The 19133-nt window shown below is 62.9% G+C and carries 16 protein-coding genes; 2 read left to right on the top strand and 14 right to left on the bottom strand.

Annotated elements, in window-relative coordinates:
- Window positions 1-2 precede the first annotated feature (2 nt).
- Genes C2U70_RS14240 through C2U70_RS14225 form a run of 4 tightly spaced genes read right to left on the bottom strand, consistent with a single transcriptional unit; the run spans window position 3 to window position 3045 of the window.
- Window positions 3-1229, bottom strand: coding sequence for a CaiB/BaiF CoA transferase family protein (locus C2U70_RS14240; protein ID WP_140978780.1), 1227 nt, complete (start codon window positions 1227-1229; stop codon window positions 3-5).
- The gene (locus C2U70_RS14235; protein WP_140978778.1) at window positions 1226-1696 is read right to left on the bottom strand and encodes a MaoC family dehydratase; all 471 of its coding nucleotides are present in this window, start codon (window positions 1694-1696) and stop codon (window positions 1226-1228) included. The genes C2U70_RS14240 and C2U70_RS14235 overlap by 4 nt, the downstream gene beginning before the upstream one ends.
- Window positions 1697-1709: 13 nt before the next feature.
- Window positions 1710-2096, bottom strand: a complete 387-nt coding sequence (locus C2U70_RS14230) for a VOC family protein (protein WP_140978776.1) — start codon at window positions 2094-2096, stop codon at window positions 1710-1712.
- A 4-nt stretch (window positions 2097-2100) separates the two neighbouring features.
- Complete coding sequence (locus C2U70_RS14225) at window positions 2101-3045, bottom strand: ketopantoate reductase family protein (protein WP_140978774.1); 945 nt, start codon at window positions 3043-3045, stop codon at window positions 2101-2103.
- 103 nt (window positions 3046-3148) lie between these two features.
- Here C2U70_RS14225 and C2U70_RS14220 point away from each other — a divergent pair, with 103 nt between their 5' ends.
- The gene (locus C2U70_RS14220) at window positions 3149-4129 is read left to right on the top strand and encodes a LysR family transcriptional regulator (protein WP_140978772.1); all 981 of its coding nucleotides are present in this window, start codon (window positions 3149-3151) and stop codon (window positions 4127-4129) included.
- Window positions 4130-4416: 287 nt separating this feature from the next.
- On the opposite strand, the gene C2U70_RS14215 is transcribed toward C2U70_RS14220, so the two are convergent.
- Window positions 4417-7068, bottom strand: a complete 2652-nt coding sequence (locus tag C2U70_RS14215) for a cation-translocating P-type ATPase (protein WP_140978770.1) — start codon at window positions 7066-7068, stop codon at window positions 4417-4419.
- 139 nt (window positions 7069-7207) lie between these two features.
- Here C2U70_RS14215 and C2U70_RS14210 point away from each other — a divergent pair, with 139 nt between their 5' ends.
- Entirely contained in the window at window positions 7208-7819 is a 612-nt protein-coding gene (locus tag C2U70_RS14210; protein WP_186294255.1) for a hypothetical protein, read from the top strand.
- An 18-nt stretch (window positions 7820-7837) separates the two neighbouring features.
- On the opposite strand, the gene C2U70_RS14205 is transcribed toward C2U70_RS14210, so the two are convergent.
- The 9 genes from C2U70_RS14205 to C2U70_RS14165 all read right to left on the bottom strand — a co-directional run bounded on the left by C2U70_RS14205 (window position 7838) and on the right by C2U70_RS14165 (window position 19125).
- A complete protein-coding gene (locus C2U70_RS14205; RefSeq protein WP_140978769.1) occupies window positions 7838-10135 on the bottom strand; it encodes a heavy metal translocating P-type ATPase in 2298 nt (765 codons plus the stop codon).
- Window positions 10136-10374: 239 nt separating this feature from the next.
- Window positions 10375-11574, bottom strand: a complete 1200-nt coding sequence (locus tag C2U70_RS14200) for an efflux RND transporter periplasmic adaptor subunit (protein ID WP_140978854.1) — start codon at window positions 11572-11574, stop codon at window positions 10375-10377.
- Between the two features lie 2 nt (window positions 11575-11576).
- A complete protein-coding gene (locus C2U70_RS14195) occupies window positions 11577-13937 on the bottom strand; it encodes an ABC transporter permease (protein ID WP_186294254.1) in 2361 nt (786 codons plus the stop codon).
- A complete protein-coding gene (locus C2U70_RS14190) occupies window positions 13934-14671 on the bottom strand; it encodes an ABC transporter ATP-binding protein (protein WP_140978852.1) in 738 nt (245 codons plus the stop codon). The genes C2U70_RS14195 and C2U70_RS14190 overlap by 4 nt, the downstream gene beginning before the upstream one ends.
- A 56-nt stretch (window positions 14672-14727) precedes the next feature.
- Window positions 14728-15564 carry a universal stress protein gene (locus C2U70_RS14185; RefSeq protein WP_140978765.1) on the bottom strand — a complete coding sequence of 279 codons (837 nt, stop codon included), beginning with the start codon at window positions 15562-15564 and terminating at the stop codon, window positions 14728-14730.
- 268 nt (window positions 15565-15832) lie between these two features.
- Window positions 15833-16123: a hypothetical protein gene (locus tag C2U70_RS14180; RefSeq protein WP_140978764.1), complete on the bottom strand. Its 291-nt coding sequence runs from the start codon at window positions 16121-16123 to the stop codon at window positions 15833-15835.
- Window positions 16124-16572: 449 nt separating this feature from the next.
- Window positions 16573-17511, bottom strand: a complete 939-nt coding sequence (locus tag C2U70_RS14175) for an NAD-dependent epimerase/dehydratase family protein (RefSeq protein WP_140978762.1) — start codon at window positions 17509-17511, stop codon at window positions 16573-16575.
- 4 nt (window positions 17512-17515) lie between these two features.
- Window positions 17516-18550, bottom strand: coding sequence for a fumarylacetoacetate hydrolase family protein (locus C2U70_RS14170; protein ID WP_140978850.1), 1035 nt, complete (start codon window positions 18548-18550; stop codon window positions 17516-17518).
- Complete coding sequence (locus C2U70_RS14165; RefSeq protein WP_186294253.1) at window positions 18547-19125, bottom strand: cupin domain-containing protein; 579 nt, start codon at window positions 19123-19125, stop codon at window positions 18547-18549. The genes C2U70_RS14170 and C2U70_RS14165 overlap by 4 nt, the downstream gene beginning before the upstream one ends.
- Window positions 19126-19133 lie beyond the last annotated feature (8 nt).

Below are 19133 nucleotides of genomic sequence, written 5' to 3'. Positions count from 1 at the left end.
GCTCACTCCTGCACTGCAGCTTCGTTGTACAGCACGCCGTCTCGCACCATCGCATCGACGGCCTCAGCAGAAAGTCCCAGCGCCTTTGCAATGCGGCGGTTGTCCTGGCCAAGCAGCGGCGCCGGCGTGTGCACCGTGGTGTCGCAGCCGGAGAAGCGGAACGGCAAGTTCGGCAAAGTCACCCTGCCGAGCACGGGATGCTCCTGCTCGACCAGCATGCCGCGCGCATGGATCTGCGGATCCTTCACGACTTCTTCGATGGTCTGCACGGGCGCCGACGGCACACCTGCTTCCTCGAGTGCGGCAAGACAGGCGTCCCGAGAGGGCTGCGACAGCGTCCAGGTGCGCACGATCTCCATCGCTTCGGCATAATGCGCGTTCCGCGCCGCAGGCGTGGTGAAGCGTTCGTCGGATGCCAACGCGTCTCCCCCGATCAGGCTCGCCAATCGTCGCCACGCATCATCGACTTGCGCGGCGATGACAAGATTACCGTCCTTGGCCGGAAAGACACCGTAGACGGTCGAGTCCGGCTGTCCGCTGCCCGTCTGCTTCGGCAGGTCGGCACCGCCGGAGAGAAAGTAACGCTGAACCGCATAGTCGTGCATCGAGACCATGCAGTCGTACAGCGCCAGATCGATGTGTTGGCCGCGTCCGGACGACGCGCGGCCGACCAGTGCGGCATTGATGGCAGCCACGCCGTGAATGCCGGTGTACATGTCGGCCAATGGCATCCGCAGCAGCGGCGGCGCTTCACCGGGATTGCCCAGTTGCGCCAGAGCACCTGACATCGCCTCTGCGATCAGACCGAAACCCGGACGGTCGGCATAGGGACCGGTGTGGCCATAGGCGGAGACCGAGCAGTAGATCAGCTTTGGATTGCGCGCGGACAGCGCCTTGTAGCCGAGCCCGAGGCGCTCGAGTGCGCCGGGGCGGTAGTTCTCGATGAAGACGTCGGCGGTGTCGACCAGCTTCATCATCATGTCGAGGCCACGCTTGTCGCGCAGATCGATGCACAGGCCCTGCTTGCCCATGTTCTGCTGCAGGAAGTAGCCGGATTGTCCGTCCTTGAAATAGCCGTGCGCGCGGCCCGCATCGCCTTGCTTCGGACGCTCCACCTTGATGACCTCAGCGCCCATCGCGGCGAGGCAACGGCCCATGAACGGGCCCGCCAAAAAATGGCTGTAGTCGATGACACGAATGCCTTTTAGCGGCAGATCTTGCGCGGTCATGCCTGCACTCCTGCGGCACTGGCCTTCGGGCGCATCGGAATCATCAGCCGGTGCTCGCCGAGTTGCACCACCTCCCCGCGCTGATTGATCAGCTCCGAGGGCAGCACCACGATGCCCCACCCTTCGCGCTTCGTGGCGCGCATCGAGCCGACGCGGAACTTCACATGCACGGTGTCGCCGAGCTTGATCGGCAGCTTGAAATCCCACGTCCAGCCCAGCGACATTCCCGGAAGGAAGCGGTAGTCGGCACGGGTCTTCAAACCGTCGGCCAGCGACAGACCGAACAGCCCGTGCGCGACGCGCGTGCCGAATGGAGTGGTCTTGGCGTAGTCCTCGTCGACGTGGACCGGCGTGAAATCACCCGTCAGTTCGGCATAGGCATTCACCATCGCTTCGGTGACCACCACCGACGGGGTGACGCATTCGTCACCGACCTTGGCGTCGTCCCAGTAGCGCTCGTCGCTCATGTCGCGTCTTTCTCTAGGCACGGGGATTGATCGCCAGCGCCGCTTCCACGGCACCCGCACTGGCTTGCAAGATTTCGACGTTCAGCCCGCCCGGCAGCTCGAGCCAGTTCGGCCCCGCAGGCAGCGCCTTGGCGCCCCAGGCGGCGGCACGGGCGAGCACACCTTCGTAATCGTCGACCATGATGCCGAGATGGGCGAGACGCCCTTCCGGTCCGACAAATTTCGGGTCCTCGATGAGTTGCACGCTTCCGAGCACCCATACCTGGCGCGGGCGGGCACCATCAGCGGGTTGCTCGTCGCGAACAGTGAGACCGAGCACATCACGAAAGAAGTCGACATGACGATCGACGTCCGGCACGCGGATCGCGACGTGTTCGACATAGGCGCGGGGCAACGACATCGCCTCAGGCCTTTCCTGGATAGTCGCTGCGAGCGTATTCGAGCCCTTTGACCAGCGCGACGAGGGTCGAGTTGACGGGGGTCGGCACGCTGAGCTTGGCGCCCCAACGCACGACGGAGCCGTGAATGTAATCGACCTCTGTCGGATTGCCGGATTGCAAGCTCTGCAACATCGAGGTCTTGAATTCGGGCGGCAGTCCGGCGGACGCCATCGTCCAGGCACGGTGCGGATCGGCAATCGAGATCTTCACGCCGGCGGCCCGCGCGACCGCGATACCCTCTGAAATCGCTGCCAGCGCGCACTCCTTCAGGATGGGGAGCGAATAGAGGCCACCATAAGTCAGGCCGGTAATGGCGGTAACGCCGCCACCGGCAACGTTGATAAAGAGCTTGTCCCACATCGTGCCCAGGATGTTGTCGCTGAGCTGCGTGAGGATCCCGGCGCGGTTGAAAGTCTCGGAGATTTGCTGTGCGCGTTCGGTCAGGCGCCCATCGAGCTCGCCGATGATGGTTTCCTTGCCGATGACCCCGGCGCGAACATGACCGGGGCCAAGCAGCACGCCGCCGACGTAGGTCTTGCCCGCCATGACCCGGTCACGACCGACCTCCTCCGACAGGATGTCCTCGTGGCCAAGACCGTTTTGGAGCGACATCACAACCGTCTGCGGTCCGATGATCGGCGCTGCCGACCGGATCGCATCCCGCGTGTGGTAGGATTTGACGAGGACGATGACGAGGTCAGCCTTGACGCCGACCTGGGCCGCGGACGTGCGGGCGGTGACCTTCACGACGGTTTCGGCGCTGCCTTCGAGCATGCGAAGCCCGCCGGCGTTGATTGCGTCAACATGGGCCTGGAACGGATCAATCAGCCAGACCTCAGCCCCCCCGCGCGCCAGCGTGCCGCCGATGGTCGAGCCTAAGGCCCCCGCTCCGATAAAGCAGATCCTCATCCGAACGCTTCTCCCAGCGCCTTTCCCGGCGTTGGTCGCGTGGTAGCAGTCCGTCCTTTATTTGGATATGCTATGATTCTTATATGCATTATTGTAGATCGCAATGAAGCACCGGGACCTCTCCGAGACGAACCTGCTGGACCCGCGCCTGCTCCGGCTGTTTGACGCATTGTTCGCCACGGGCAGCGTCACCAAGGCAGCCGAGAAGCTCGGTCAAAGTCAGCCGACCATTTCGATCTGGCTGGCGCGGTTGCGAAAGGAGTTGGACGATCCGCTCTTCATCCGGTCGGCTGAGGGAATGCTGCCGACGCCACGCGCCGAGGCTCTCATTGGCACGGCCCGGCAGGCGTTGGAGATGCTGCGACGTCTGGCGGAGCTTCGCCCGGAGTTCGATCCGGCGACTGCGAAGCGCCGCTTCGTCATCTGCATGACGGATGCGAGCCACATCACGCTGCTTCCGGCCATCCTCGCTTACGTTCGCCGCGTTGCGCCGGGCGTCCGCATCGAGGCAGCGCAGATCGGCGGCGATACACCACGAATGCTGCAGTCCGGCGAGGCCGATCTGGCGCTCGGCTACATCTCGGATCTCGACGCCGGACACTTCCAGCAAGCACTCTTTCCGCAGGATTGGGTCTGCCTGGCGAACGCAAAACACGCCCGCATCCGCGACCGCATCACCGCAAGGGATTTCCGGCGTGAGGCGCACGTCCTTATTCGTTCCGGCACCGGACATCAATTGCTGGCGGACGCACTGAAGGAGCAGCAGATAGTCCTCGACGTTGCGCTCGAGCTCCCTGGCTTTTTGGGGTTACCCGCAATCGTCGGAACGACGGACCTGATCGCCACCCTGCCGAGGCACATTGGCGAGACCCTGGCCCACTACTACGGACTGCGCGTACTCGACTGCCCGCTGGCGATCGCCGGTTTTACCGTGAAGCAATATTGGCACGCCCGCTTCCATCACGACCCGGCAAGCCAATGGTTGCGTGATTTATGCGCCGAGCTTTTTCAACAGCAGGACGTGCGAGGTCTACATCGTTCCGGTCGGGCAAGGAAACGAAGGCCACGCGATCTGCAGTCATAGTGGTCCCCGGGAGCAGGGCAACGACCGCCCTGCGACACAGGCTGCAATTCCGCACAACCGCATCTCGATCGGTTGTCCGCTTCGTTCTTCGCTGGAATGGGTCTCGGTTTGTGTCAACTCTCGCGCTTGGTGAAAGCGGCCATGGAGCCGAGTGGTACATCTCCTTTGAACCGGCCAGCAGCGGAGGACCGCATTTGCCGACACGAAACCAAGCGCGCCTCGGAAGGCGTTAGCAGTATAGCCGCCTTGGAAGTGGGAGCGCGCACGGGCTCGTCGAGCACGAGGCGTCATGGCCCCCTCGTAAGCCAGCTTTTGACGACAGCGCTCACTGTCTGTGTGACGATCACAGGCGTAAGACTAAAAACAACGACGACTAACCACATGTCTGCGGTAGGGCGAGCAAGGTGCAATAGATGCGCTGCAGGGGGCAGGTAAGGCGGCACGGCGAGCAGCACCGCACAAAGCAAGAGCGCGCTCCAAAGCCAGCCATTTCGAGTGACTTCGTTGACGAAGAGCGATGAATGTGGATCACGCGTGTTGAACGTATGCCAAAGTTGCGCGAAAGCGAGAGTGAGGAACGTGACAGTTACCGTTGATTGGGGGTCGAGACCGAGCCAATATGAAGTTGCCAGTGCCCCGAATGTACCTAGCGTCATTGCAGCACCGTAAAACACTATCGCGGACCACTGCCAACGACCCAAAATTGGCTCCTTCGGATCGCGCGGCGGGCGCCCGAGGATGCCTGCCTCGCCTTCAGCCATCGCCAGCGCAAAGGCCGGGAACACGTCTGTCACGAGATTGAGATAGAGAATTTGCAGCGGCAGGAGCGGCAAAGGGAGATTCGACAACACAGCCAAGCCAACCACCATCACCTCGCTGAGATTGCAAGCCAGGAGATAAGCGACGAAGCGGCGGATGTTGGCAAAGATGACGCGGCCTTCGCGTATCGCCCCGATGATGGTCGGAAACGCGTCGTCAAGCAGGATCATGGCGGCTGCTTCGCGCGCAACATCGGTCCCCCGCAGACCCATCGCCACGCCGATATCGGCCTGCCGCAGGGCGGGCGCGTCGTTGACCCCGTCCCCCGTCATAGCGACGATCTCGCCCGCGGCCTGATAGGCCCTGACGAGGGCAAGCTTCTCATCGGGGTTTACTCTTGCGAAGATTCCGATGTCGCGGAGCGCGGGCCGCCCCGTGGCGATCATCTGCGCGATTTTGTTGCCCTCCACGACGTTCGTAACGTTCTCTCCGAGGCCGACGGCGCGACCGATACTTCGCGCCGTCACGACATGGTCGCCGGTGACCATGACGACGCGAATTCCCGCTCGGCGGCAGTCCTGGATCGCCTGAGGCACATCGGCACGCGCCGGATCTTCCAAGCCGACAAGGCCGACCATCACCAACCCCTCGTAGGGTGCAGCATCGGCAAGCGTGTCTGTTTTCATCGCGCAGGCGAGTACGCGCAGGCCGTGATGGCCGAGCTGATCGGCTCGCCTTGACCACTCCGCTCGCATGTCGTCCTCGAGGGCGATCTCGCCATGCTCGGCGGTTACGCGCGTCGCCGCGCCCAGGACTGCTTCAGGCGCCCCCTTCACCACGACCAGCACGCCGTCCCGATGGTCATGAACGGTCGCCATCATCTTGGTGGCGGGATCAAAGGCATGCTTGTGAACGATCGGGTACCGATCCAGCAATTCAGTCCGCCTCAAGCCCGCGCGCAACCCGGCGCGCAAGAGTGCGATTTCCATCGGGTCGCCGTTGCCGCCCTCATCTGCGCGCTCGAGATGGGCGTCGTTGCAAAGGACCGCGATACGCAGCAGCTCAGCGGCCTGTCGGTCGCCGGCAAGCTGCGAACGCTCGCCCTCCGTTGGCGCTTTCGTCTCAAGTTCGATCTCTCCAGAGGCAGTGCAGAGCCGCCGCACCGTCATCCGGTTTTCGGTTAGCGTGCCGGTTTTGTCGGTGAGGATGACGGTAGTAGCTCCCAGCGTCTCAACTGCCGAAAGGCGCTCGACCAGCGCATTGTGCTCCGCCATGCGCCACATGCCGCGGGCGAGCGCAAGCGTTGCGACGATCGGGAGACCCTCGGGAATCGCTGCTACAGCGAGTGCGATAGCCGCCTCGACCATCAGGAGGGGATCTTCGCCGCCCATGAGCCCGACGGCGCCAATCACTGCAGCGACAGCAATGGTCGCGACGACCAGCTGCGCCGACAAACGCTCGAGCTTGCGTTCGAGTGGCGAACTGCCCGGGCTCGCCTCGAGGACGAGCCGCGTCACTCGGCCAAGTTCAGTAATGAGACCGGTTGCCACTACGACGCCGATGCCCGTCCCCCGTGTGACGGCGGTGCCCTTGAACGCCATCGACGCGCGATCGCCAAGACGGGTGTCTGCGCTGACTGGGTGCGTTTGCTTGTCGACTGCCACCGATTCGCCCGTCAACGTCGACTCATCTACGGAGAGTCGGGAAGTCTCGATGAGGCGCAGGTCGGCCGACACGGCGTCACCAGCGTCCAAAACGACGACGTCACCCGGAACGAGGTCCTCGGCCGGCACGACATAAACGCGACCCTCGCGTCGGACACGGACGGTGCGCGCACCAAGCGCACGCAAAGCCTCAATGGAGCGCGCTGCCCTCAACTCGGTCACGAAGCCTATCAATGCGTTGATGGCTAGGACCGCTATGATGGCGCTGCCCTCCTCCAGCTCGCCGAAATAGAACGCCAGCCCGGCTGCGCAACTCAGGAGGTAGACGACCGAGCTCTTGAATTGGTGCAATAGCAGGCGCATCACGCCAGTGGCCTGCCGCGAGGTGATCGTGTTCGTACCGAAGCGCTTTCGCCGCGCATTAATCTCGGTATCGGACAGCCCTTCGGCACCGGACACGCGCAACTGCCGAAGCAGGTCAGCGACGGGCAGAGCATGCGGGCTTTCCGGCAGCATCGTCAGGTCAGCGACTGCATGCTTTTCGATGGCGGGCCTCCTTTACGTCGGAAAACAAATACTTAAAGTAGATGATCCCTGGTCACCGGTGTTGACTTGGCGCAAGCGAGGTTGGAAGGGGCCGGAGCAATGAAGGCTGATGATTGCCCAAGCATCTGAAGAGGTGATCGAGCTTCGGGTCGACGACATCGCCCAGCTCTTTCACACACTCGATCCTTTTCCGTTTCGCGAGCGTGACCTCGACAAAGAGGCCGAAGAATACATTGTCGGCTGGGCGCGAGAACTATCGGCCCGGCAAGCGATCCGGATTCGGGTTCATCATCCGGGGACCGATGCACAAGCGAAGGCGGCGTCGGAGCTTCGCGACGCCTTTGCTCACTACTTCGCTGATCGAGCGAGTGCTATTCAGGGAGATATCAACGAGCTGTTCAGGGTGGGCCGCTGGTCGCTGGCCATCGGACTCGTCATTCTGATCACGTGTCTGCTCGTGGCGCATTTCGTCGTTGGCGCGCTGTTCGCCAACCCCTTGCGGCGTCTCCTTGAGGAAAGCCTGTTGATCCTGGGGTGGGTAGCGAACTGGCGCCCGTTAGAGATATTTTTGTACGACTGGTGGCCGCTCGTTCGCCGGCGTGATCTGTACCGGCGCCTTTCGAAGGCTGTGATCGAAACTCTGCCCCATTCGGCTGTTCAGAGCGAAGCCGGGCCAACGGAGCGGCCTGCCGAGACGAATAGTGCCGCTACAAAGGGATGAAGCGCGCAGATCATATAGTCAAGCTGCCGCCTGAGCCGCCATCGCTTCATAAATATCTTCCTCCTGGGCTGTGTGCATGCGCACCAGGGTTTCGATCGCCTCAATCACTCGCTGGGCGTCCCGGACGAGATAGCGATCGATCTTCTCCGACGGCAGATCGTCGACGATCCGAGTAAGCAGCCGGGCTAGGTGCAGGATTTCCCGATGGGCACGGCTCATGGCAGAAAGACCGTGGCGTTCGCGCAGCACCTCCGCAAGCTTGGGATAGACGCTGTCCTCATCCTCGCGTTCGTGTCTCACGACACTGCCCTGGACCAGGCGCTGAGCTTCCTCGATCAACGGCTTGGCAGCTTCCGGAGGCACGTCATCCAATGCATCAACGATTTTTCGCAAGCGGTCGAGGTCCTTGAACAAGGCCTCATGATCATGATGCAGCATTTGCCCCTGCTCTGGGCTGATGCGGATGCCGCTGCCGCCAAGAGCCGGCGTGAGCGCCCGCAGCGCGTTCAGAATGACGGCAACATCGATCACTTCCTGCACAATCGCTGCCGGTACCGGATCAAGCCAGCCAAGGACGGCAGCTACCATTGCCACCAGCGACAGACCCATCCCGACAACAATGCTTTGCAGAGCGATCCGCCGTGCCCGCTGCGCAATGATGATCGCCTCGCCCACCCGGTCGAGACGGTCGGCCAAAATGACGACGTCCGCAGCCTCGGACGAGGCGCTGGCGCCACGCGCGCCTAGCGCGACCCCGATATCGGCTACGGCCAACGCGGGGGCATCGTTGATGCCGTCCCCCACCATGATGGTCGGATGCATCCGCTGTTCCGTGCGCACCGCCTCAACCTTGTCGGAAGGAACGCGGTCCGCCAGCACGGCGTCGAGGTCGAGCGCCGCACCGATGGCCTGCGCCGCTGCGGCGCGATCGCCAGTGACCATCACCATTCGCTCGATACCTGCATCTCGCAGCAGCCGGATCGCCCGTGGCGTATCGGCGCGCAACTCGTCGGCCAGCAACAGCGCCCCGATCGTACGGCCGTCCACGGCTACAAAGACAACCAGCGCCGAGCGCCACGAAGCGCGCCGGATTGCCCGCATCTCCCACGGCGTCAGTTCGGCATTTGATGGAAGCATCTGTCGCGAACCTGCGGTGACCTGCCGTCCGTCGATCAGGCCGCTCAGGCCCGAGCCCATCGCTTCCTTGACTTGTTCGGGCGGTTTCAGCTTGAGGCCGCGGTCGATGGCCGCAGTGACCACGGTTTTGGCGAGCACATGATGCGAGGCCTGCTCGAGCGACGCCCCAAGCCTGAGAACCTCGTCCGCGTCCTCTCCCGGCGCGACCTCGATCGAAAGCAACCGCGCGCCGCCGACGGTCAGGGTACCGGTTTTGTCAAATAGCACCGTGTGGGCCCGCGCCAACGCCTCCAGTGCCCCACTGCCCTTGGCGAGGATGCCGCGGCGGGCCGCGTGTGCCACGCCGGCGATGAAGGCGACTGGTGCGGCGAGAATCAAAGGGCAAGGCGTCGCGGCAACCAGCACGGCGAGGCTGCGGGTCAGATCACCGGAAATCCGCCACGCCAGGAAGGCCAGAACGAGCGTCACCGGCAGCAGGAGCAGCGCAAAGCGATCGGCCAGCCGTACAAAGGGAGCCTTCGCCGTTTGCGCCGCCGTCACCATCCGCACGATTCCGGCATAAGTGCTCTCGCCGGCCGGCGCGGTAACGGTCAATTCGAAGGTATTACCGGCATTCAGCGACCCTGACAGAACAGCGTTGCCGCTCGTCTTCTCGACTGGGATTGGCTCCCCCGTAACGGCTGATTCATCGATGGTGGCTACGGCCGAGCTGATGATGCCATCCACCGGCACGATCTCTCCGGCCCGCACCAGGAGTTGCTCACCGACCAAAACGACGTCGACCGGGACCTCCTCGATCCGCTCGCCAGTCTTGCGATGCGCCCGGCGCGGCGCACGATCAACCAGGGACCGCAGGTCGCGCTCCGCCCTTGTGACAGCGATATCCTCCAGCACGTTCCCGCCGGAATACATCAATGCGACCACTGCCCCGGCAAGCGGCTGGCCCAGCGCCAACGCGGCGCTCATCGACAGGAGTGCAATCGCGTCCACGCCGACGCGGCCGGCCCGCAAATCCCTGACGATCGAGACTGCCAAGCCTCCGATCACGGGCGCCGTACCAAGCTCCCATGCAAGATCGGCCAGATCAGGCCGACCGGCGGCCCGCGCAAGAATGCCGGCGGCCAATCCAGCGATTGCAATCGAAACCAGCGTCCATCGCAGGACCCGCTCAAACGACATGGTTTGGTTCCACGGCTACGTGGACCCACTCTCTTCCAAAGCGAGGCTTCGCAGCTTGAGCAAGATCAACCGCCGAGACGGCGTACATGACCTAGATCAGGATCTTTCCGATCGTTGGGCCGATAGCTCGCCAGCTCTGACGGCGGAGCCAGGTGAAGGTCAGCCGAACGCGACGAACCAAAAGCGAAGGGACATTCATCGGCTAGAGCGAATGATGGACCAGAGCCCCTGGGATCACCTCAACGCGATCGTTGCGCGACGCGTGCACCCGGTGCAACTCGGTCGCTGGGATAGGCAATCACCGTTTCCCCTGGAGTCAGACCGGATGCGATCGCCGCAAAGCGGCCGGACCGGCGCAAGAGCTCGATCTGACGGACTTCGGCCCGCCCGTCCTTCGCGACATAGACGTTCCATGCCTCCCCATGACGAAATAATGCGCCGGAAGGGACTATGGTCGCGTCGTCCCGCGCAAAGACGGTGATCTGCACGTCCACCTGATAGGCATCGCCAAGTCGCGCCCAGCGCTCTGGCGGCGACAGGATATCGACGAGAACGTTGACTCTCTGCTCCTCGACACCGAGGGTCGAGATCTTGGTGAAAGCCGCCGGCTCAACCCGACGAACGCGGCCCGTCAGCTTCCCCTCCCCGCCCCAATGGTCAATCGTGACATCGGCTCCGGGCTCGACCTCGACGGCAGCAGTGCTCAGGACGTCGACCACGACTTCGAGATCCCGGGCGTCGCCAATGTCCAACAGCGGCGCGCCCGGCTGGACGATCGTCTCGCTTTCCTGTGCCACCTTGAGCACCACACCTGCGACCGGCGCTGTGACATTCCAGCTTTCCGGCTGCCCACCCTCTTCCTTGCTGTATCGCGCCAGCAGCGCGCGCATTTGGCTGATCTCATGCTCAGCGGCGTGATGCTGAAACTCCGCCGCACGCAGATCGCGGTCGGCAAGGCGCACCGCAAGCTCTGCACGTTCAAGGGCCTGCGTCGTCGCGGCCCCTTGCTGGGCTAAAGTCCGCGCCCGCGTCAGATCAGTGTTGGCCTGCTCGCTTTGGGCCCGCGCACGCTCGACGACTGCCTTGGCACGATCCAGGTTGGCTTCGGCCGTTCCCAGCCTTTCCTCGACTTCGCGGCGGGTCCGGGGGTCCATCAGCGGAGCCGGTGATGGGGTGATCGTCGCGACGGCGTCGTCGACCTGGACTTGATCGCCGACCTTGAAGCGGATTCGGCTCAGCCGCCCCGCAAGCGGCGTGGCTACCACGTATCGCTGGCGCACGCGGGTTTTGCCATCCTCATCCACGCTGGCTACGAACCTTCCCTTCGTCACCACGGCAGTCTCCACCGCCACCGGCGCCGGGATCAAGAGCCATGCCGTGATCCCGGCAATGGCTAGAAGCCCGGCAGCGATCGCGATATGGCGGCCTGTGATGCGCATGATCATTCCCTGGTCTTGAGCGCCGCGACCAGATCGAGCCGATCAACACGCCCTTTGACGATGTACGCACTGGCGGCAGCCGCGACCAGTACGACGCCAGCTGCGATGAGGTAAGTCTGCGGTGCGACTGTCGCAGGTATCTGAAAGGATTCGTTGGAATGAAGTCTTGCGATCAGATTGATTACGAAACGCGAGAGCGGCAGGCCGATCGCTATGCCCAAAGCGATCTCGATGGCGAATTCGCCGAAATGGATGCCCGCGACCTCACCGCGGGTGAAGCCTAGCACCCGGAGGCTGGCCAATTCCCATGCTCGCTCCTGCAAGCTGACGCGGGCACTGTTGTAGACCACGCCCACCGTGGTGATTGTGGCGAAGCCGGCAAGAATGCCGGCAGTTACGAAAACAAGACCGGCAATCTTCTCCATGAAGGAGGAGAGCGTATACGCCTTCATCGTCACGGATTCGATGGTCGGGAGGTTCTTGAACTTCCGGCCCAACGCCGGCATCGCCGTCGGCTCGACATACAAGCTCGCCGCCGAGACCACGGCCCCCTCGTCGGTGAAGCGGTTCAGGGTCTCGATCTCCATGTAGGATGCCATTCCGATCGACTCGTCGACGATAGCGCTGACTGGGAGATCGCGCTTTCGCCGGCGGCCCTCCATCGCCTCGACCGCGATGACGTCGCCGGCCTTCACCTCAAGCCGTTCCGCAAGCCGCCGGGTAAGGGTAATTCCGTCAGGCATGGCCGCGATGGGTCGCAACTTGGCATCGTGCGGCCGGCGCAACTCGTCTCCGGCGGACAGACCGATCACGGATGTCAAATAGCTGCGCTGGCCCGCACGAAGGCGCACCGGCACGATACGCTGCCCTTCCGCGGCAAGAACGCCAGGCTCGCGCGCCAGATCGCGAATGATCAAACGATCCATGGGGTGTGGAAACGTCACCGTCGTGTTGCCGCGCTCCACCAGGTTGAACTGCAGATCGACCATCTCGTGGATGGCATCGCGCCAAAATATCCCCAGCACCATCATCGGGACCGCAAAGGCGACCCCGATCACAGTCATGAGTGAACGGACCGGGCGTCCTGCGGTATTGCGCAGGACCATCAATCGGCGTCTCGCCGTGCCGCGTGGCAAGAAAGCTTCTACCCAAGAGCGGCGAAAACCCAGCGGGGTCGCTGGTCGCATGGCGACCGCCGGAGCAAGTCGAACGACCTGTCGCAACGCGGTCAGGACGCCGAGCGAGGCCGCAGTCAGACTGATAGCAATACCCAGCATTGCCGACCATGGCGTGAGGCGAAACGGCAGGTCCGGCAGGCGAAAGAACCCTTGATAACTCCCGATCATTGCATTCCCAAATCCCCAGCCAGCCGCAATTCCCAGCACTGATCCTATCAGCACGATGACGAGCATCAGCTTCAGGTAGTGGAGGATCAGAGCCGTGGTTGGAAAGCCAAGCGCTTTCAACGCGGCGATTTGCTCGCGTTGAGCAGCCACGAGCCTGCCCAGCGCGCTATTGAGCAGGAATGCCGCAACGCCGAAGAAGATGAACGGGATGGTGGTCGACATCACCTTCTGCTGGTTCAACTCATCTTCGAGAAAGCGGTTGGACGGCTGATCCCGCCGCTCGACGGCACCGACCGATCCATAGGGTTCGAGCAGACGATCCAGTTCGTCAATCACGGACTTCGCGTTGGTACCCGGTGCCAGCGAGATGATGGCATCATTGAAGGCCGCCTTCATGTCGAAGGCTGCTTCCGCCGCGCTACGATCGACCCAGAGAATGGCATAGAACCTGTCGTCCGGAATGGGCAGGCCCGGCTTGACGGCGTAGACATACTCCGGCGAAAGTCCGATCCCGGAAATATGGAATGTCTCGGCCTTGCCGTTCAGCAGCACGCGGACGTCACCGCCGGGATTGACCCCGTTGGCTTCTGCGAACGCTTCATTGACCGCCGCGCTCCTCGAGAAACCGGACTCGGGTGCCGCGCCACGGCGCAGATGCAGGCGGGAAAGCCGTTCGTCGCCAGCGTGGTTGAGCGAAACCATGCGGGCCGAGACCGGCTGCGAGGAGGCTGGCCAATCCACGATGACTTCGCGCACGATGCGCGGCTCGACAGTGGCAACGCCGGCAATCTCATTGAGCTGCGGAACGATCGACAGTGGCGCGCGCTTGAGCGTCACAAACACCTGAGGGAATCGCGCAGTCGCGTAGAAGTGTTCCACGGCGGAATTCAGCGAGTAGTAAGTCGAGACGGAGCCAACGAAGACGGCAACGCCGGAGGCGACCAGCAAGGAGATGGTAAGCACCTGCCCCCGCATAGCGCCGATGTCGCGCAGCAATTTTCGATCCAGCAGGCTCACCAGTGCACCTCGTCCGCCGAGAGCCGGCGCGCATTTCGCTCCTCGCCGACAATCCGACCGCCACCGAGCCGCAGCACGCGATCCGCCATGCCCGCGATCGCGCTATTGTGCGTGATGATGACCGTGGTGGTGCCGAGACGTTCATTGGCCCGCGCGATCGCCGCCAGGACCACCTTTCCGGTTTCGTAATCCAACGCCCCTGTCGGCTCGTCACACAACAAGACATCGGGCGACTTGACGATGGCTCGGGCGACCGCGACACGCTGCTGCTCGCCGCCGGACAGTTGCGAGGGGAAGTGATCGATCCGCTTTTCGAGCCCGACGAGCGCGAGCACCTCGAGCGGATCGAGTGGGTTATCCGCAATCTCGTTGACCAAGGCGACGTTCTCCAGAACTGTCAGGCTGGGGATCAGATTGTAGAACTGAAAGACGAAACCGACATGTTCGCGCCGGTAGCGGGTCAGTTCCGCATCCGTTGCGCCGACCAAATTGTGGTCCCGCCAATGCGCTTCGCCCGAGGTTGGGCTGTCCAGGCCTCCCAGGATGTTCAGCAGGGTTGACTTGCCCGACCCGGACGGCCCGAGCAGCACCACAAACTCGCCTTCGAAGATGTCGAGGTCGACGTCGCGAAGCGCATGCACATCGACCTCTCCCATTCGGTAGGTCTTCGAAAGTCCCCGGGCGTGAAACACCGGAGTTGTCTCGCGAGCCTCGTTCGGTGGGTTGGCATCCATCGTCATTGGAACCGAATAAAACATTGCGCTTGCGGCCTGACCCGGCCTGCCGCCATTCAGTGCGAAAGCAGCACGGGAATCGGCGGCTTCGCCAGGATGCTCCGGGTCGCGCCTCCCAATATGAACTCACGGAACCGCGAATGGCCGTAGGCGCCCATGACAAGCAGATCGGCTCTGGAGGCCTCAATCTGCGCCGCGAGGACGTCGCCAATGCCCCGTCCAGCGGCATCCACCTCCTCGACGATCACATCGATTCCGTGCCGCGACAGGTTCTTGGCGAGTTCGGACGACGAGCGCCGGCCCGGCATCGCTTTCTCGTTGGTCACGGTGAGAATACGCACTTCGCGCGCCTTCTCCAGGATGGGAATGGCGTCTGAGACCGCACGCGCAGCGGCGCGGCTGAAATCCCATGCCACGAGCACCCTGTTCAGTTCGAACGGCCTCGACTGGGGAGTTTCCGGAACTACCAGCGCCGGCCGCCCCGCCCCGAAGATGACAGCTTCGGCGTACCATTGGTCGTAAGATTCCGGCACCGGCACGATGGTGAGGTCGCGCAGCCGCGCATACTCCACCAAAAGGTCTGGCACTTCGTGTGTCAGGCAACGCTCGAGAACGGACTCGCGCTGCACGCCGGCCTTCTGAGCGGTCGATTCAAACGTCGCCAGCAGATCCTGTGCGTTACTTCTGCTCTTGTGCGCCTCACTTGCCAGGATTGACCCGAGATGGCCCGCGCCGCCCAGGAAGCTGCCGGGAACCTGCACATGAACTTCACAAGAAATCGCCGCGATATGGGCGCCAAGAAGCGAGGCGAACGACACGGCCCGATCGACCACCAATGCAGGCGTCGGATCGGGATAGCTGGTCAGAGTGAGCAAGACGTCTTTGATGGCCATCTGGGGTCCCTCCACGGATGTAACAACGTACCCACGGAACGGCCCGGCGAGTTGATCTAGCGCATATCGATGCCTCCGCCAGCGCATCAGAAAATTGGTGGGACGTGACTCAAAAATGGAGGCTTCAGGCTCACCTCGACGTGCGCCGGCACTGCCGGCCGAGTCAGATGGAAGGGCCGACCTACAGAGAGTCAGTTCTGGATGAAAGCGTCTTCCAAAGCAGATAGCCACCGAGCAAGTAGATCCCGCCCATCAGCAACGAGAAATCTCAGTTGCGATCCTCGTCGCGCACGACGGCCGTGACGCCCTGGGCGTCCAACAGCGCATAAGCCCAACAAGGCCTTTGGTCGTCGGCTGTCGCCTGCGCGACGTCGAAGCCGCGCCCGCTCTTGGCTGCAAGGGCCACCCGGTCGAGCTTGGCCAGATCCCGGTCGACGACGGCATGGAGCATTGTCTCGATTTGAGACCGCGGGTCGGCGCCATCGGCAAGCATCGCGATGTCGTCCAAGGTCAGGTTGAGTTGGGTGGCCAGGCGACGGGCGGCAGCGCGGCTCGACATCCTGTGCAGCAGGAATGTGTCGCAGAGCTGTCATCAGCTCCACAGCCAGGCCGAATTCATCCGAATTTACAGGCGCGGAGGACTCGCTGGCTGGGGCGGGAGGGATCGAACCTCCGAATGGCGGAATCAAAATCAGTTTGATTATTCAATGATTTCACTGCGCATTTGGAAAAAATCGCGGAATTCGCCTCTTGTAATATCAATTGCTTAGCAGGCACTTCCAAATAACAAGGCGCCTCGCCGGCGAAGATCGGCTTTGAACAATTAGCGTTCTGCCGACGCGCATTGATAGCAGATCGATGCCTTCGAGGTCCGGGCTTCCATCGCATTTTTTCGAACGCGCGCTAAAGGAACTTCGACCTTTGAGACCATTTGAGCACGGGCCAAAATCGAATTTGCCTTCCGTCGGCTCAGGGCGCTCTTGCGCTGCGGCATCTCTTATATGTCGGTCACTCTTCCCTGGAGGCCCGATTTGACTGGGCGAGTGCATTCCCGATCAACGTCGCGACCGAGCCGTCGTCGGTGAAGCCAAGCGCGCGCTCCTCGGCAACGTCCAGTTCGGGAAAGCGGCCAAATGTCGCCTCGACGCGCTCATCCGGACGATACTGAACGAGTGACGTTCGTACCGTTCCACCGACCTCAACAAGCGCGTCGACGACTTCTCCGAGCGTGAGATGCAACGCCGGAACCTGAATGGTACCGCAATGGGCGATCGCGCCGGCGTGCTTGAGGTTGTTCACCGCCGCGGCAACGGACAGCCACCACATCGTGGCGCTCGGCGATACCGGGCAGCAATAGGGCTCGCCGGCCGAGAGCGCGTGCAGGAGTTCACTCATGAAAGCGGAGCCGAATCCGGTCGCCGGTCCTGGGCGAGCCACGATGCCGGGCAGCCGCACCGAGATGCCGGACATCTCATCCCGCCTGGTGTGGTCGGCCAAGGCGATCTCGACCATGCGCTTGTGCGCACCATAGGTAATCGCAGGACGCGGCGGCGTTCGTGAACCGACGGGGCCGGAGTTCGGGCCGTAGACCGCGATGCTGCTGGCATAGACCACGCGAGGGCAGCGAGACGTCGCCGCCAGTCGCTCCAAAAGATCAAGCGAGGCGTCGAGATTGACGCGACGTCCGAGCCGCGGATCTTTTTCGGCAAGCGCTCCCGGCACACTCGAGAGATGGAACACGAGATCGAATTCGTCGCGAAAGATCGCATCCAGGACGGTACTATCGTCGATCCCACCGCAAATCCAGCGTACGCTGCCTGCTGCAGCCCAGGCCGGCCGCTCGGCTAGGTCGACGGCGACGATTTCGGGCGTAGCGGGGTCGCCGATCAGCGACTTCAACAACGCGCTGCCGATGAATCCCGCGGCTCCGGTGACCAGAATCCGCATCGATTTACATGCCGCCGCGATCGGACGAGCGAGGGCGCGCCGCAGGCTCGTGACGCTCGTCCGCCCGGACGACCTTCTGATCAATGCGACCAAAAGGTCCATCCCGCCCGTCGGCGAAGCGCGCCTGCATGGACACGCGATCGCCGAATTTCAGGAAAGGCGTCCTGGCGGCGCCGTGATCGAGCATTTCGATGGCTCGTAACTCCGCAAGGCAGCTCGAGCCCACCGAGCGATCAGCGTTCGACACGGTTCCCGATCCGACGATCGTCCCCGCTGTGAGGCGGCGCGTTTTCGCGGCATGGGCGATGAGATCCGCAAAGCTGAACGCCATTTCGCGGCCCGAGGCCGCACCGATCCGTTCCCCGTTGCGCCAGATGCCAAGCTGCACGTCGACGCGTTCGTCACGCCAGGCGTCGCCGAGCTCGTCTGGCGTCACGGCGATTGGCGCGAAACTCGTCGAGGGTTTGGCCTGGAGGAAACCAAATCCGGTTCGCACCTCGCGCGCGCCGATGGTGCGCAGGCTCCAGTCGTTGATCTGCACCACGAGCCGGATGTGCTTGCCGCACTGCGCAGCCTGCGTCGTCATCGCCACCTCGTCGACGATCACCCCGAACTCGCCCTCGAAATCGATCCCGTCCACCTCGGTCACAAAGGGCACATCGGCATGCGGACCAAGAAAATCGTCACTCGCTCCCTGGTACATCACCGGGATCGTGTCGAAATCTGGAATCGGCGGCTTGTCGAAGGCAAGATCCATCAGCCGCCCATGATTGAGAAATGCCGATCCATCGCACCATTGCGGCGCGCGCGGCAGCGGCGCGAGGCAGCGAGTTGGATCGAACGGCACGGCATCCTCGGCGCGGCCGTGGTCGAGCCGCTCGCCGAGAAGGCGCAATGGCGCCTCCACCGATGGCCAGCAGCGGAGCGCCGTCAGGAGATTCGGCGCGATCGCGCGCGCACCGACCGCCCGCTGAAGATCCCTGGAAACGACGACCAGCTTGCCGTCGATGGTTCCGTCATCGTAGGTCGCAAGTCTCATGAGCCAGCCTTCGATGCATTGACTTCGTCGCTGAATTGTCCATCGACGAGCATAAACAGCATTCGACAGGGTTGGCCGCTTCGGTTGGCCCACGCATGGTTCGTGCCACGCTGGATCACAACGTCGCCGGCTTTCAGGTTCGCTTCACCCTTGTCGAGCACCAGCGTGATCTCCCCAGAGATGACGATCCCGTAGTCGACGGTTTCGGTTCGATGCATCAACGGATGCGGCGAGTCCGGTCGCACGGTCGATGCGTGCACATCGCCGACCTGGCTGAACGCATCCTTCATCCGCGCGGCGCCGTGCTTGAGGAAGTCCTCGGTATCGGGCGGGATATCGACGAACCGGATGCGGGTGCCATGCGCCGGCGGCGGCAGGCACAGGGGGCCAATGGTCGGGTCCGATCCATTGTCGATGAGAACAGGCGTCGTAGCCGTGCTCCACACCTCATGGAACATCGTCCCCGGAATCGCGGCGAGCTCGATCACCGTCGGCAAGGAGCCGTCGGTTGCGATCACGGCATCACCATGCGCGTCGTGACTTGTCACGACACGGCGAATTGGTGCAAGCGACATCTTGATTC

Source organism: Bradyrhizobium guangdongense, from assembly GCF_006483445.1.
GTDB lineage: Bacteria > Pseudomonadota > Alphaproteobacteria > Rhizobiales > Xanthobacteraceae > Bradyrhizobium > Bradyrhizobium guangdongense_A.
The sequence above is the reverse complement of the archived record's forward strand: the minus strand, read 5'-3'. Positions and strand labels throughout refer to the sequence as shown.

Excerpts from the sequence above, each read along its gene's own strand:
- C2U70_RS14240 (WP_140978780.1), bottom strand. The coding sequence starts at position 1,229 with ATGACCGCGCAAGATCTGCCGCTAAAAGGCATTCGTGTCATCGACTAC.
- C2U70_RS14235 (WP_140978778.1), bottom strand. The coding sequence starts at position 1,696 with ATGAGCGACGAGCGCTACTGGGACGACGCCAAGGTCGGTGACGAATGC.
- C2U70_RS14230 (WP_140978776.1), bottom strand. The coding sequence starts at position 2,096 with ATGTCGTTGCCCCGCGCCTATGTCGAACACGTCGCGATCCGCGTGCCG.
- C2U70_RS14225 (WP_140978774.1), bottom strand. The coding sequence starts at position 3,045 with ATGAGGATCTGCTTTATCGGAGCGGGGGCCTTAGGCTCGACCATCGGC.
- C2U70_RS14220 (WP_140978772.1), top strand. The coding sequence starts at position 3,149 with ATGAAGCACCGGGACCTCTCCGAGACGAACCTGCTGGACCCGCGCCTG.
- C2U70_RS14215 (WP_140978770.1), bottom strand. The coding sequence starts at position 7,068 with ATGCTGCCGGAAAGCCCGCATGCTCTGCCCGTCGCTGACCTGCTTCGG.
- C2U70_RS14210 (WP_186294255.1), top strand. The coding sequence starts at position 7,208 with ATGATTGCCCAAGCATCTGAAGAGGTGATCGAGCTTCGGGTCGACGAC.
- C2U70_RS14205 (WP_140978769.1), bottom strand. The coding sequence starts at position 10,135 with ATGTCGTTTGAGCGGGTCCTGCGATGGACGCTGGTTTCGATTGCAATC.
- C2U70_RS14200 (WP_140978854.1), bottom strand. The coding sequence starts at position 11,574 with ATGCGCATCACAGGCCGCCATATCGCGATCGCTGCCGGGCTTCTAGCC.
- C2U70_RS14190 (WP_140978852.1), bottom strand. The coding sequence starts at position 14,671 with ATGGATGCCAACCCACCGAACGAGGCTCGCGAGACAACTCCGGTGTTT.
- C2U70_RS14185 (WP_140978765.1), bottom strand. The coding sequence starts at position 15,564 with ATGGCCATCAAAGACGTCTTGCTCACTCTGACCAGCTATCCCGATCCG.
- C2U70_RS14180 (WP_140978764.1), bottom strand. The coding sequence starts at position 16,123 with ATGTCGAGCCGCGCTGCCGCCCGTCGCCTGGCCACCCAACTCAACCTG.
- C2U70_RS14175 (WP_140978762.1), bottom strand. The coding sequence starts at position 17,511 with ATGCGGATTCTGGTCACCGGAGCCGCGGGATTCATCGGCAGCGCGTTG.
- C2U70_RS14170 (WP_140978850.1), bottom strand. The coding sequence starts at position 18,550 with ATGAGACTTGCGACCTACGATGACGGAACCATCGACGGCAAGCTGGTC.
- C2U70_RS14165 (WP_186294253.1), bottom strand. The coding sequence starts at position 19,125 with ATGTCGCTTGCACCAATTCGCCGTGTCGTGACAAGTCACGACGCGCAT.